The organism is Thiosulfatihalobacter marinus, assembly GCF_016019955.1.
Classification (GTDB): Bacteria; Pseudomonadota; Alphaproteobacteria; order Rhodobacterales; family Rhodobacteraceae; genus Shimia; species Shimia marinus_A.
Genome location: NZ_JAECRZ010000022.1, coordinates 1 through 13,467 on the forward strand (window position 1 = coordinate 1; position 13,467 = coordinate 13,467).

Here is a 13,467-nt window from a genome sequence, read left to right on the forward strand (position 1 = left end):
CGTTTCGCCATCTCGTATCCCTCCAAAAAGTTCGGGATACACCTTAGCTAACTGTCCGGATTTCCGGGACCACTTCAGTTTAAGCGAGTGTGGCCAATTGGTGAAAACAAAGACGTTCTTGAGAAGCGATGGGAAAGGCTGTGCCAAACAAAGGTTGAGCAGCGGAAGACGCACTTTAAGGAAAGCCGCGATAGGAAGATTGCTCGGCAATATGATAACTTTGCGGGAAAACCCCTTGATAAATTATCTGACCTGACGGGGAAGGCTCCTGCGCCAGTGGTTGAGCATTATTGCTATCGCTCGTTCGACCGGCAGTATGCCTTTATTGACAATCGTCTTGGGGATTATCTGCGCCCGCCCTTGGTCAATGTTCGCGGCGAAAAGAATCTGTTCTTCGCTGCCTTGATGACGAAGATGTTGGGGGTAGGAGCCGCGATGGTGGCGACACCCGACCTACCTGACCTAGATGTTTTCTGTGGGCGCGGCGGCAAGGACGTGATCCCTCTCTACCGGGACGCCGCCGCAACTGAAGCGAACGTGACCGCTGGTCTGCTCGATGCCCTTGGCGCGGAATACGGCACCACTCCGGATGCCGAAGACCTCGCGGCCTATGTCTATGCCCTGCTGGGCGGGCAGTCCTATACCCGGCGGTTCTGGAACGAGCTTGAAACCCCCGGCCCGCGCGTCCCGCTGACCAAGGACGGCAAGACCTTTGTCGAGGCGGCGGCGCTGGGCCGCAAGCTGATCTGGCTGCACACCTATGCTGAACGGTTCCGAGGCACGGATCGCGGCGATGAGGTGCCGCAGGGTAAGGCCACCACGATAAAGGGCGTGTCTGCCGATCCAGCGCATTACCCGGTCGAGTATGCCTATGACGAAGCTAAGCGCGAGATCGTCGTGGGGGATGGCCGGTTCGGCCCCGTGTCGCCACAGGTCTGGGAGTTCGAGGTATCGGGCTTGAAGGTCGTGCAGTCGTGGCTGGGCTACCGGATGAAGAAGCGGGCGGGCAAGAAATCCTCGCCGCTCGATGAAATCCGCCCCGAACGCTGGACCGCGCGAATGAGCGACGAATTGCTGGAACTGCTCTGGGTGCTGGAAGCGACCCTTGCGATGGAGCCGGAGCTTGAAAAGGTGCTCGACAAGGTCGTGGCCGGTGCCTGTTTCGCCGCCGCCGATTTGCCCACGCCTGCGCCCGAGGAACGTAAGGCCCCGGGTAAGGCAGTCGTGGCCGGGGACCAATTGGATATGTTCGCGGACGATGACGACGGGGGCGAAGACGATGACGGCGACGACGATTGACCCTAGGACAGGCCCGACCGGGCCTGATTTTCCCGCTGCATTGGCCACTGCTGGGATTTTTGTTTGATTCTCGTGGCTTGCCCGTTCGGCTCCGCCGTGGCGGATCGGTCTGAGGATATGCGTCGAGCCTTACGCGCGCCTTACTTTTCCGCCTTACGCGAGAATTTTAGGGAATAAAAAAGCCCTCTAAGGCATTGACCTTAAAGGGCTTATTTTGGCTCCGGCGGTAGGGATCGAACCTACGACCAATTGATTAACAGTCAACTGCTCTACCGCTGAGCTACGCCGGAATGTGGGGCGTGATATAGCTTTGGTTTCTGGATACGTCCAGAGGGAGAAGGCAGATTTTTTGGCTTTTGGCCAAAAAAAGTCAAAGCCGTTCAAAGCGTGCGTCCGAGTGCAGCTCCGATAAAGCGCGCACTTCTTTTTTTACTGTCAAATCAACCAGATGCGCAAAGACGTTGCGAGTGGCGGCGCCGATCAGGGCGGGAGGGGTTTCCTTGTAGATGAGGGTTGCGAGGTCAAAAGCGCGGGCGGGGCCGGTAGCGAGGGCTGCGAGAATTTCGCGCTCGCGCGTCTTGCGGTGACGCATCAGCCATTCAAGCCGTGCGCGCGGCGCTGTGATGGGGGCCCCGTGTCCAGCGTGGAACACGCGCCAGTCGCGCGCAGCCAATTTGTGACACGATGCCATGAAATCGGTCAGGTCGCCGTCGGGCGGTGATACAAGCGAGCTGGCCCAGCCCATGACGTGATCCCCGACAAAGCAGGCGTCCTCCCAGGCAAAGGCGAGGTGATTGCCGAAATGGCCTGGCGTGTGGATCGCTTCTAGCGCCCAGCCGTCACCACAGACAGTATCGCCCTCTGCCAGCGTTCTGTCCGGGGTGAAATGCTGGTCGACGCCTTCCCCACCACCGGCCAGCCCCTTGCCGGCCAGTTCCCGCATGACGGCGCTGCGCCCGGCTTCAGCGCCACCGAAAGCCAGGATTGGCGCACCGGTTTCGCGCGACAGACGCGCGGCGAGGGGGGAGTGATCGACATGCGCATGGGTGACGAAAATGTGGGTAAGGACCTGTCCCTTGTCGAGCGCGGACAGGATGGCCCCAAGGTGTGGTTCCAGATCCGGACCGGGGTCAATTACCGCTATTTGGCGTGTCCCCAGCAGATAGGTATTGGTTCCGCGAAATGTCATCGGGGATGGGTTTGGGGCCAGGATGCGGCGCAGGCCCGGTTCCAATGTTTCGACCAGGCCGGGAAGCGGATCGAATGCAAGGATTTCGGCGTCCATGGGCTTTCCTTCCGTGGTCTGACGCTGCAAGGTTTAGCCATGATTTTCAAATGGCTCAAACGCTATATGCCTCGCGGGCTTTACGGACGCGCTGCGCTTATTCTGATTTTTCCGGTTGTGTTTCTGCAACTGGTGGTAAGTGTCGTATTCATCCAACGCCAGTTTGAGGGCGTGACGACCCAGATGACACGGGCCGTGGCGCGGGAAGTGCGGCTGGTCCTGGACCGCGCCGTCGAGAAAGACTCGGATCCGGACGGGTTGGCTGAGGTGCTGGCATCGTTGCAGATGCGGATCGCCTTTCCCGACGAAATTACAGGAGAGGATACGCGTCGGTGGTATGATTTCTCGGCGCTGATCGTGAACCGCAACCTGCGCGGACTGATCCCTGAAATACAGGTGGTGCAGCTGGCAGAGAACAAGGTTGTGCGGTTGAAGATGAAGTCCGAGGCGGGCCCTGTTCAGATCGAATTCGACCGGGCGCGGGTGTCGGCGACGAACTCGCATCAGCTTTTGGTCAACATGGTGTTTTTCGGTGCTCTGCTGACTTTGGTGGCCTATCTGTATCTGCGCAATCAGCTCAAGCCGATCACGCGGCTCGCGGCCGCGGCCGAGGCGTTTGGGCGGGGGCGGCATGTGCCCTATAGTCCTGGTGGCGCTGTTGAGGTGCGCGCCGCTGGCAATGCCTTTGTTGATATGCGGGCGCGAATTGAACGCCAGATCGAGCAGCGCACGCTGATGTTGTCCGGGGTCAGCCACGATCTGCGCACACCGCTGACGAGGCTCAGGCTGGGCCTTTCGTTGCTGGAGACCGACGACCGCGAGCCTCTGCTGCGCGATGTCGAAGAAATGCAGCGGATGCTGGATGCCTTTCTGAGCTTTGCGCGGGGGGCTCACGAGGGAGAGCCAGAAACGGTGAGACCGAAAGACCTTGTCGAACGAGTGGTTGCGGATTGTGCCCGGGGTGGTCTGAACGTTGTGCTGCATGCCTGCGAAGGGGGCGGCGTGGTGAAATGGCGCGTGTCGGCGATGCGGCGCGCGCTGGAAAACCTGATTGAAAATGCCGTGCGCTATGGCGGGATGGCGGAAGTTTCGCTGCGTATTACTGAAAAGTCTATTCGAGTTCGTGTTGAGGATTGTGGCCCGGGCATTGCCCCCCAAGACCGTGAAGAGGCGCTGAAGCCTTTTGCCAGGCTGGATGAGGCGCGTAACCAGAACAAGGGGCTGGGGGTTGGCCTGGGGTTGTCCATTGCGGCCGATGTGGCGCGCGCCCATGGCGGGGTCTTGCGGCTGGACGAAAGTACCCGTCTGGGTGGGCTTTGTGCCGATATGGTATTTGCCCGCTGACCCTGTTCCCGAAGTTTGCGTGATCTGCCGTGGCAGGGCCTTGTTTCGTTTGTGAAAATCCTTGGGGCGTGATTGTATGCACCGGAACCGTTTCGCCTGGCGTCGAGCGCGCGTGGCAAATTTTGATTTGGGGACTGGTATGGGATTTTCTTTCAGAGCAGCGGCGCTTGTGTTTGGCATGGTACTGGGCGCGCAGGGCGCGGCCTGGGCGCAGGAGGGCGCGGCGCCCAAGGTGACGGTGGCGGCGGCCTATTCCGACGAGATGATCCAGGATGTGACATTCATCGGCAAGGGCGAGGCGCGCGACAAGGTGGATATCGTTGCGCGGGTAAGTGGCTTTGTCGAGGAAATCGTGGTTGAAGACGGCCAGTTTGTGAAAGCCGGAGACCTGCTTTTCCGCATCGAGACGGATACGTACGAGGCGAATCTGGCGGCCAGACAGGCGGATCTGGCGCAGGCGATTGCCAATCGCGATCTTACCGAGGTGGAATTGGCGCGTAAATCTGAGCTGTTTGAACGTGACGTGGGCACCGAGGCGGATCGGGACGTGGCCTTTGCCAACAATCAGGTCGCCATTGCCAATGTGAAGATTGCGCAGGCCGCTGTAGAACTGGCGCAGCTGGATCTGAACTATGCCGAAGTGCATGCCCCATTTGATGGACGAATCGGGCGCTCGGCGGTCAGTGTCGGCGAGTTGGTCGGGCCAAACTCGGCGCCGTTGATCAACCTCGTGCGCGTGGCGCCAATCTATGTGGAATTCTCCTTGACCGAAAGGCAACTGCTGGAGGTGATGCAGGCGTTCCAGGTAAGTGTTGGTGAGGTGGCCAACAATCCGCAGGCTCCGGATGTGTTCGTGACATTGCCAAATGGCACGGAGCTGGATGAAATCGGGCGGGTGGTCTTCGCGGACAACCGTATGGACCCGGCCACCGGGACCATTACGGTGCGCGCTGAATTCGCAAATGAGCGCGGGCTGATCATCGACGGATCGTTCCTGACCGTGCGCATTCAGGATATCGAGCCGACGACCGTTCTGCTTATCCCGCAGGCGGCGGTGCAGCGCGACCAGCGGGGCGAATTCGTGCTGGTGGTTGGCCAGCAACGCACGGTGGAGCAGCGTTATGTCAAGCTGGGTCGCCAGGTGGAAACGGCCGTGGTGGTGACAGACGGGATGCGCGAAGGCGAGACCGTGATTGTCGAAGGTTTGCAACGGGTGCGGCCGGGTGTGCAGGTGGATGCCGTACTGGCCGGCACGGCGACGGAGGAATAGAGCGGTGTTCTCGTCGATTTTCATCGCCCGCCCCAAGACATCCTTTGTCATTTCGATCGTTTTGACCATCATGGGCGTCATCGGCTACCTTACGTTGCCGGTAGAGCAATTTCCGGACATCACCCCGCCGGTCGTGACCGTTTCCGCCAATTATACCGGTGCGAATTCGGAAACCGTGGAAAACACGGTGGCCGCGCCGATCGAAGCGCAGGTCAATGGGGTGGATGACATGATCTACATGTCATCGGACAGTACCGACACGGGATCATATGGCCTGTCTGTCACATTCGAGGTGGGAACCGATCCCGACATAGCCTCGGTAAACGTGCAGAACCGGGTGGCGCAATCGCTGGCCAGTTTGCCGACCGAGGTGACAAGCCTTGGGGTGGTGACGCAGAAATCTTCTTCGAACATGCTGTTGATCATCACGCTGTCATCGCCCGAGGGCACATATGACGAGCTGTTCCTGTCCAACTATGCCACCATCAACCTCAGGGATGCGCTGGCGCGGGTGCAGGGCGTTGGCAAGGCCGATGTCATGACCAATTTCGAATATTCCATGCGGATGTGGATGGATCCGAACCGCATGGCCGGGCTTGGGCTGACCCCGGCGGATCTGATTGCGGCGATACGGGAACAGAACCTGGAGGTTTCGGCCGGGCAGGTGGGGACGCCACCGATTCCGAGCGGGCAGCAATTCCAGTACACGATCAAATCCAAGGGTCGCCTTGCGACGGTGGAAGAGTTCGAAAGTATCGTGCTTCGCACCGGTGATGCGGGCAGTATCGTGCGGATGCGGGACGTGGCGCGCGTGGAACTGGGGGCGAATTATTACAACGCGTCGGGCCGATTCAAGGGAAACCCGGCCACTGTTCTGGCGGTATATCAGGCGCCGGGCGCCAACGCGCTGGCCGTGGCGGAAGGCGTCAAATCCGAATTGGCACGCCTGGCCACATCCTTTCCCGATGATGTGGTCTATGATGTGCCATTCGATTCCACTTTGTTCGTGAAGCAATCGCTGAGCGACGTGATCGTCACGCTGATGCAGACGTTCACGTTGGTGATTGCCGTTGTTTTCATCTTTCTTGGCAGCGTGCGGGCGACGATCATTCCCGCCGTGGCGATCCCTGTTTCGCTGATCGGGACGTTCGCCTTTCTGCTGCTGTTTGGCATGTCTTTGAACACGGTGTCGCTGTTTGCGCTGGTGCTGGCGATCGGGATCGTGGTGGATGACGCCATCGTGGTGGTCGAGAATGTCGAGCGTATCATTGCCGAAGAGGGGCTGAGCCCGCCCGAGGCGACACGCAAGGCGATGGGGCAGATCACCGGCCCGGTGATCGCGACGACGCTGGTGTTGCTGGCGGTGTTTGTGCCCGTCACCTTCATGCCGGGCATCACCGGGCGGTTGTATTCGCAATTTGCGGTTACGATTTCGACCGCCGTGGTGATTTCATCGATCAACGCGCTGACGCTTTCGCCGGCGTTGTGTTCGCTGGTGCTGAAGGCGCGCTCGGGGCCGCCCAAGGGCCTTCTGGCGGGTTTCGAGCGTGGCATCGGCGGCTTGCGCGGTGGCTATGTGGGGATCGTGCGCCGCATGGTGCGTATTCCACTGATCGCGGTGGCCGTTCTTGCCGCCCTGATCATGGGGGGCGGCGGGTTGATGAAGGCGCTGCCGGCCGGGTTCATTCCGCTGGAGGACAACGGCTATCTGTTCGTGGATGTGCAATTGCCGGACGCGGCCTCGCTGGAGCGGACCGAAACCGTGACGGCGCGGCTGAACGAGAAGATCCTGGCGGTGCCGGGTGTGGATGCAAGCGTGGTGGTCAACGGGTTCAGCCTGTTGAGCGGATCGGGTTCGAACGGTGCGATGCTGATTGCGAATCTGGCGCCCTGGGATGACCGGCAGACCGATGAGCTGAGCGCGGATGGCGTGCTGCGCAATATTCTGACCATTGCCAACCAGGAGATTGCGGCAAGTGTGATTGCGTTCAACCCGCCGCCGATTTCGGGGCTGGGTATGAGTGCCGGGGTGGAGATGAAAGTCCAGCAGACCGGCGGCGGCACCGCAGGAGATCTGTCGGCGGCGATCGGATCGCTTGTCTATGCAGCCAATCAGCGCCCGGAACTGGCGCAGGCCTATTCGACGTTCCGGGCCAATGTGCCGAAGGTGTTTGTGGACCTTGACCGGGAAAAGGCCAAGTCGCTGAACGTGGCGGTGTCGGATGTGTTCCTGACCTTGCAGGCGTACATGGGATCATTTTATGTGAATGATTTCAATCTGTTCGGGCGGGTTTACCGAGTGATGATCCAGGCCGATGGCAGCTATCGCGACAAGGTAGAGGATATCGGCGCGCTTTATGTGCGTTCGCAGACCGGTGACATGGTCCCGCTGGGCACGATGATCACGGTACGCAACGAACTGGGTCCGGTGGCGCTGAACCGCTACAACATGTTCCGCGCGGCGACGGTGACGGCGGTCCCGGCAGAGGGGCTTTCGACCGGCAATGCCATCGAGGTGCTGGAGGAGGTTGCGGCAACGGCGCTGCCACCGGGCTATTCCTTTGAATGGACCGGAACGGCGCAACAGCAACAGGCCGCTGGTGGGCTGGTTGCGTTGATCCTGTTGATGGCGGTGGTGTTCGGCTATTTGTTCCTGGTGGCGCAATATGAAAGCTGGACCATGCCGGTGGGCATTCTGCTGTCGGTGACGGTGGCGTTGTTCGGGGCGCTGGCGGCGGTGGCTGTCGTTGGCGGGGATGTGAATCTGTATACCCAGATCGGGATGATCATGCTGATCGGTCTTGCGTCGAAAAACGCGATTCTGATTGTGGAATTCGCGATGGAACGGCGGGCAAGCGGGCTGTCCATTCGCGACGCGGCGGTAGAGGCCGCAACACAGCGATTCCGGGCGGTGATGATGACCGCCTTGTCGTTCCTGCTGGGGGTTGTGCCCCTGCTGGTTGCCAGCGGCGCGGGGGCCGCGTCGCAGCGGGCCATCGGGGTGGCGGTGTTCGGCGGAATGCTGGCGGCCACGGTGCTGGGCGTGATCATCGTGCCGATCCTGTATGTGCTGCTTCAGGGCGCGCGCGAGTGGGTCAAGGGATTGGGAAAACCCAATGCGGAAACGGTACAGGAAAGCTGAGCGGAGGCTTGGTAGGCCCGGCAGGATTCGAACCTGCAACCAAAGCGTTATGAGCGCTCTGCTCTAACCGTTGAGCTACAGGCCCGCCTGCGCTTTTGCTAACAGAACATGCGGGCGCGTCAAGGGATACCGTTGCCCTTGGCGGCGGGATGGTCTAGGGCCTGCCGCATGCTATTACGGAGTGAGCCATGAGCGACGGCAAGAACGGCATTACCTATGCGGATGCGGGCGTGGATATCGACGCGGGCAACGCGCTGGTTGAGCGGATCAAGCCTGCCGCCAGGCGCACAACGCGCAGCGGCGTCATGGCTGGGCTGGGCGGTTTTGGCGCGCTGTTCGATCTGAAGGGGGCCGGCTATTCCGATCCGATCCTGGTGGCGGCCACGGATGGCGTGGGCACCAAGCTGCGCATCGCGATCGACACCGGCAACGTGGACGGCGTGGGCATCGACCTGGTGGCGATGTGTGTGAACGATCTGGTGTGCCAGGGCGCGGAGCCTTTGTTCTTTCTGGATTATTTCGCGACGGGCAAGCTTGAAACTGAAACCGCGGCGCGGATCATCGAGGGCATTGCCGAAGGGTGCTATCAATCGGGTTGCGCATTGATCGGGGGAGAAACCGCCGAGATGCCGGGCATGTACGAAGCCGGAGATTTCGATCTGGCGGGGTTTGCCGTGGGCGCCATGGAGCGCGGCGCGGATCTGCCCGACGGCGTGGCCGCAGGCGATGTGTTGCTGGGTCTGGCCAGTGACGGCGTGCATTCCAACGGCTATTCGCTGGTACGCAAGCTGGTCGCGCTTTCGGGGCTGGGCTGGGACGATGACTGTCCATGGGCGGACGGATCGCTGGGAGCGGCTTTGCTGGCGCCCACGCGGCTTTACGTCAAACAGGCGCTGGCGGCGGTGCGGGACGGGGGCGTTCATGCGCTGGCCCATATCACCGGCGGCGGGCTGACGGAAAACCTGCCGCGCGTGTTGCCCGAGGGATTGGGCGCGGATGTGGACCTGGATGTCTGGGAACTGCCAGATGTGTTCAAGTGGCTGGCGGAAACGGGTGGGATGGCCGAAGCCGAGATGCTCAAGACGTTCAACTGTGGTGTCGGCATGATCCTGTCTGTCAGCGCCGACCGGGCCGACGCGTTGCAGGACCTGCTGCGCGCGGCGGGCGAGACCGTGTACCGGCTTGGCCACGTGACAGAAGGCGCGGGGATGCGCTATTCCGGCCGCCTGTTGTGAAGAAACGGGTTGCCATTTTTATCTCGGGGGGCGGTTCGAACATGGTTCGCCTGGTCGAGGATATGGCCAATGCCGATCATCCAGCCGAACCTGTGCTGGTTCTGGCCAATGATGCCGGGGCGGGCGGATTAAAGAAAGCGGCGGAGCTTGGCGTGGCCACGGCGGTGGTGGACCACCGGCCCTTCAATGGCGACAGGCCCGCGTTCGAGCGTGCGTTGCAGGGCGAACTGGACCGGGCTCGGCCCGATATCCTGTGTCTGGCGGGGTTCATGCGGGTGCTGACGGAAGGGTTTGTTGGGCCGTGGAATGGGCGGATGTTGAATATTCACCCGTCGCTGCTTCCGAAATACAAGGGGTTGCACACCCATGCGCGTGCGCTGGAGGCCGGGGACAGGGAACATGGCTGTACCGTGCACCTGGTGACGCCGGCGCTGGATGACGGACCGATCCTGGGGCAGGCGCGTGTGAACGTGCGGGCCGACGACACACCCGACAGCCTGGCCGCGCGGGTTCTGGAGCGGGAGCACAAGTTGTACCCGGCCGTTTTGCGCCGGTTTGCCGCGGGTGATCCGACGCCCGTTTTCATGTGATCAGGCCGGATTTGCATTCCGACCGGAATGTGCGTAGTGCTTGGGGATAACCAAGGCACGAACCGAGACAAAAAGAAGATCCGCCGCAGATGATTACCCTGAAAACCACGGACGAGCTCGCGCAATTTTGTCAGATGGCGCGCACCAAACCCTATGTCACCATCGACACGGAATTCCTGCGGGAGCGGACCTATTATTCCAAGCTGTGCCTGATCCAGATGGCGGTGCCGGGTGACGGAGACGGCGACGCGGTGCTGGTGGATCCGCTGGAGGGCGACATGTCGCTGGAGCCGCTTTATGATTTGTTTCGCGACACCGGCGTGGTCAAGGTGTTTCACGCGGCCCGGCAGGATCTGGAGATATTTTTTGTCGAGGCCGGGGTGTTCCCCGAACCGTTGTTCGACACACAGGTGGCGGCGATGGTCTGTGGCTTTGGCGAGCAGGCGGGGTATGAAACGCTTGTACGCAAGATTGCCCGGCAAGGCGTTGATAAATCAAGCCGTTTCACGGATTGGTCGCGCCGCCCCCTGACCGAGGCGCAACAGAAATACGCGTTGGCCGATGTCACCCATCTGCGCGTGATCTACGAGTTTCTGGCCGCGAAGCTGGAAGAGACCGGGCGTGCACATTGGGTGCAGGAAGAATTGCGGATGCTGACCCGGCCCGAGACCTATACCATCCTGCCGTCCGAGGCGTGGCGACGTGTGAAAACGCGCACCGCCGCTCCGAAGTTTTTGAGTATTGTCAGAGAGTTGGCGAGGTTTCGTGAAGGCTATGCGCAAAGCCGCAACGTGCCGCGCAACCGGGTGTTCAAGGATGATGCACTGGTCGAGCTTGCCTCGACGAAACCGTCCAACATGAATGATCTGGGCCGTTCGCGCCTGTTGTTGCGCGAAGCCCGCAGGGGCGAGATTGCCGAAGGTATTCTGAAGGCGATCGAACTGGGGATAAACTGCCCGCCCGACGACATGCCAAAACTGGCCAAGCGGGATGACCGGTCGCAGGTGAATCCGGCTTTGGCGGATCTGTTGCGCGTGTTGCTCAAGGCCAAGACCGAAAGCTCGGGTGTGGCTCCGAAACTGATCGCCACGGCGGCGGATCTGGATGCGCTGGCCTCGGGCGAGCGCGATGTTTCCGCGCTGCATGGGTGGCGGCGTGAGGTGTTTGGCGAGGATGCTTTGCGGCTATGCGATGGGCGTGTGGCTCTGGCGGCCAACGCCGGCGCGGTCAGGATCGTGGAGCTTTGATTGCCCTGATAACGGGTTGTCGGTTCTACGTCGGTATCGTGTGGGTGCGAATTGTCTAACGCCGCGCCTGCCGGGCGTTTTCTACCGCCACAACCTGAATGGCGCGCACGCCTTCGAGCTGTTGGTTGGTGAGCGCATGGGCCACCGTCACAGTGCGGGACTGCTCGGTGCCGGCATAGGGCGATCCGGGAGGTTGCAGCGCGAGAAGATCATAGGTGATCACGCCCCCCTCTGGCTTGCCATCATTGCGCGGCTGAAGTTTTACAGCATAGGCCGCCTGGAATATCGTGACGCCCGTTGCGGTTATGATCGCGCCTTCGCGGGTTCGGGCAACTTCGACCGACACCACTTTTTGTACGGGGGTGCCTTCATATACGGATTCGGGGCGGGACAGCAGGCCCTGGCTTGTCCTTTGGGGAAGCAGCGGGTTGACCTCGCCCGCGGGAACAGGTTCGTCGCTGCCGAACCAGTTGACCGGGTTCCAGCGCGACTGGCAGGCGCTGAGCGCCAGGGTGGAAATCAGCAGAGCGGACAGGGCAATGCGCATGACGGGGCCTCGTTCTTTGTCTCAATGGGTTAGCCTATCGTGGCCCGCTTGAAAAGCGTCAAAGCCGGGGCTGGACCTTTTGCGCGGGGCTGCTTAGGTGAGGGCGGTCACGAGGAGAGGCGCAAATGGCTACCCAGGCATTCGAAGAGATCGTCGAGGATTTTGAGTTCATCGAGGATTGGGAAGACCGGTATCGTTACGTGATCGAGCAGGGCAAGGAGATGGACCCGCTGGATGACGCGCTGAAAGTGCCCGCGACCAAGGTGGAGGGATGTGCCAGCCAGGTTTGGTTGCATCCCAAGATCAATGACGGCGTTTTCCGGTTTGACGGGGACAGCGATGCGATGATCGTGCGCGGGCTGATCGCGCTGTTGCGCAAGCTTTATAACGGGCTGACGTTGGGCGAAGTGCTGGCGGTGGACGCGCGCGCGGAAATGGCGCGGTTAGGGCTGAACGAGCATCTGTCATCGCAGCGCTCGAACGGGCTGCGCGCGATGATTGAACGGATTCGCGCGGTCGCCGCAGGTTGAAACCCGCCCTTGGCGGGTGCCTGCGGCGCGAGTATTTTTGGCAAAATGAAGATCAGGACCGGGCGCGGTAATGGGCCAGGACATAAAGGCGAATGGCCGTCGCAAGGCCGGTTTCGAGATTTCGGCCTGCATCAATTTCGGCAGCCAGCGCGTTGATTGGCTTGCCTTTTTCTGCCGCAATCTCGTGGAGCGCGCGCCAGAAATCATCTTCGAGGGAAACGCTGGTGCGGTGGCCTTTGAGGGTGAGAGAGCGTTTTTTGGGGCGGCTCATTCCCGTTCCTTGCCGTCGAGATCGCGGCGCGCCTTGTCAGCGCGGGTCTTGTCGAGGGTTTTTTGGGCCTTGGTGCGGCCAAACTTGACGGTATTTGTCTCGGCCTGTGCCTTCTTGTCGGCGCGGGCTTTCTGTTTGCGGAATTGGTTCAAGTTGGTGACTTTGCTCATGGCCGGACAATATGCGGAGGCGGCGGGGTTGCCAATGCCGAAGCCGTCCGCGTGCACTGAAGGTACTGGGTGGTCGCGGCTTGACGACAAGCGTGTTCTGTTTATCGTTGTTGTTCAAACACGTTCAGGTGGCATGAATTTTGTCAGAGAGAAAGACCGATGAAGCAGAGAAAAAAATTTTGATCGGTTTGTTCAGAAATACCGGCTGTGGCTTGTCATTCCCATAGTAATTTCCGCGATCATGGGACGGCATAACCCAAAGGCGGGAATTGGTCTGGTACTCGTTTTCGCCTTTTTCTGGCTTGTTACTTGGGGGGCTGCGAAAATACTGAGTGTCAGTACGGGTTTTCTTCCGGATTCCTGGACTGATGAACAGAAAGGGGAGTTTGTCCAAGCGGGGTTTGTCACGCTGTTTCTCGGTGGGTTCTCTCTCATAGGTCTGGTTCTGAGCCATGAGAACGTGCTTTCCAACTGGCTATTAGAGAATGGCGTTCAAGGGATGCGCTTGAGTTTCATTGATCCTCTTTTTGCTCTATT

The 13,467-nt window shown here is 60.5% G+C and carries 13 protein-coding genes and 2 tRNA genes; 8 read left to right on the forward strand and 7 right to left on the reverse strand.

Annotated features, from left to right (window positions below):
• Positions 1–87: 87 nt before the first annotated feature.
• Positions 88–1,299: a type ISP restriction/modification enzyme gene (locus tag I3253_RS18970; protein ID WP_197919394.1), complete on the forward strand. Its 1,212-nt coding sequence runs from the start codon at positions 88–90 to the stop codon at positions 1,297–1,299.
• A 215-nt stretch (positions 1,300–1,514) separates the two neighbouring features.
• Here I3253_RS18970 and I3253_RS18975 read toward each other — a convergent pair.
• Positions 1,515–1,589, reverse strand: a tRNA-Asn gene (locus I3253_RS18975).
• Positions 1,590–1,669: 80 nt separating this feature from the next.
• Positions 1,670–2,584, reverse strand: a complete 915-nt coding sequence (locus I3253_RS18980) for an MBL fold metallo-hydrolase (RefSeq protein WP_197919395.1) — start codon at positions 2,582–2,584, stop codon at positions 1,670–1,672.
• A 39-nt stretch (positions 2,585–2,623) separates the two neighbouring features.
• Here I3253_RS18980 and I3253_RS18985 point away from each other — a divergent pair, with 39 nt between their 5' ends.
• The 3 genes from I3253_RS18985 to I3253_RS18995 all read left to right on the forward strand — a co-directional run bounded on the left by I3253_RS18985 (position 2,624) and on the right by I3253_RS18995 (position 8,340).
• Positions 2,624–3,928, forward strand: coding sequence for an ATP-binding protein (locus I3253_RS18985; RefSeq protein ID WP_197919396.1), 1,305 nt, complete (start codon positions 2,624–2,626; stop codon positions 3,926–3,928).
• Between the two features lie 139 nt (positions 3,929–4,067).
• Positions 4,068–5,198 carry an efflux RND transporter periplasmic adaptor subunit gene (locus I3253_RS18990; RefSeq protein ID WP_197919397.1) on the forward strand — a complete coding sequence of 377 codons (1,131 nt, stop codon included), beginning with the start codon at positions 4,068–4,070 and terminating at the stop codon, positions 5,196–5,198.
• Between the two features lie 4 nt (positions 5,199–5,202).
• Positions 5,203–8,340, forward strand: a complete 3,138-nt coding sequence (locus I3253_RS18995; protein WP_197919398.1) for an efflux RND transporter permease subunit — start codon at positions 5,203–5,205, stop codon at positions 8,338–8,340.
• Positions 8,341–8,349: 9 nt separating this feature from the next.
• Here the strand turns inward: I3253_RS18995 and I3253_RS19000 are convergent.
• Positions 8,350–8,425, reverse strand: a tRNA-Ile gene (locus I3253_RS19000).
• Between the two features lie 103 nt (positions 8,426–8,528).
• Here I3253_RS19000 and purM point away from each other — a divergent pair.
• The 3 genes from purM to rnd all read left to right on the forward strand — a co-directional run bounded on the left by purM (position 8,529) and on the right by rnd (position 11,412).
• On the forward strand, positions 8,529–9,575 hold the full coding sequence (gene purM, locus I3253_RS19005; protein WP_197919399.1) for a phosphoribosylformylglycinamidine cyclo-ligase: 1,047 nt from the start codon (positions 8,529–8,531) through the stop codon (positions 9,573–9,575).
• The gene (purN, locus tag I3253_RS19010; protein ID WP_197919400.1) at positions 9,572–10,165 is read left to right on the forward strand and encodes a phosphoribosylglycinamide formyltransferase; all 594 of its coding nucleotides are present in this window, start codon (positions 9,572–9,574) and stop codon (positions 10,163–10,165) included. The genes purM and purN overlap by 4 nt, the downstream gene beginning before the upstream one ends.
• An 89-nt stretch (positions 10,166–10,254) precedes the next feature.
• Positions 10,255–11,412, forward strand: coding sequence for a ribonuclease D (gene rnd, locus I3253_RS19015; protein ID WP_197919401.1), 1,158 nt, complete (start codon positions 10,255–10,257; stop codon positions 11,410–11,412).
• Between the two features lie 55 nt (positions 11,413–11,467).
• Here the strand turns inward: rnd and I3253_RS19020 are convergent, their stop codons facing one another.
• Entirely contained in the window at positions 11,468–11,959 is a 492-nt protein-coding gene (locus tag I3253_RS19020) for a hypothetical protein (protein ID WP_197919402.1), read from the reverse strand.
• Positions 11,960–12,084: 125 nt separating this feature from the next.
• Here I3253_RS19020 and I3253_RS19025 point away from each other — a divergent pair, with 125 nt between their 5' ends.
• Positions 12,085–12,489 carry a SufE family protein gene (locus I3253_RS19025; RefSeq protein ID WP_197919403.1) on the forward strand — a complete coding sequence of 135 codons (405 nt, stop codon included), beginning with the start codon at positions 12,085–12,087 and terminating at the stop codon, positions 12,487–12,489.
• A gap of 52 nt (positions 12,490–12,541) precedes the next feature.
• On the opposite strand, the gene I3253_RS19030 is transcribed toward I3253_RS19025, so the two are convergent.
• The 3 genes from I3253_RS19030 to I3253_RS19040 are packed head-to-tail and all read right to left on the reverse strand — an operon-like array spanning position 12,542 to position 13,384.
• The gene (locus I3253_RS19030) at positions 12,542–12,760 is read right to left on the reverse strand and encodes a ribbon-helix-helix domain-containing protein (RefSeq protein ID WP_197919404.1); all 219 of its coding nucleotides are present in this window, start codon (positions 12,758–12,760) and stop codon (positions 12,542–12,544) included.
• A complete protein-coding gene (locus I3253_RS19035; RefSeq protein ID WP_332262153.1) occupies positions 12,757–13,020 on the reverse strand; it encodes a DUF4169 family protein in 264 nt (87 codons plus the stop codon). The genes I3253_RS19030 and I3253_RS19035 overlap by 4 nt, the downstream gene beginning before the upstream one ends.
• A gap of 34 nt (positions 13,021–13,054) precedes the next feature.
• On the reverse strand, positions 13,055–13,384 hold the full coding sequence (locus I3253_RS19040; protein WP_197919405.1) for a hypothetical protein: 330 nt from the start codon (positions 13,382–13,384) through the stop codon (positions 13,055–13,057).
• Positions 13,385–13,467 lie beyond the last annotated feature (83 nt).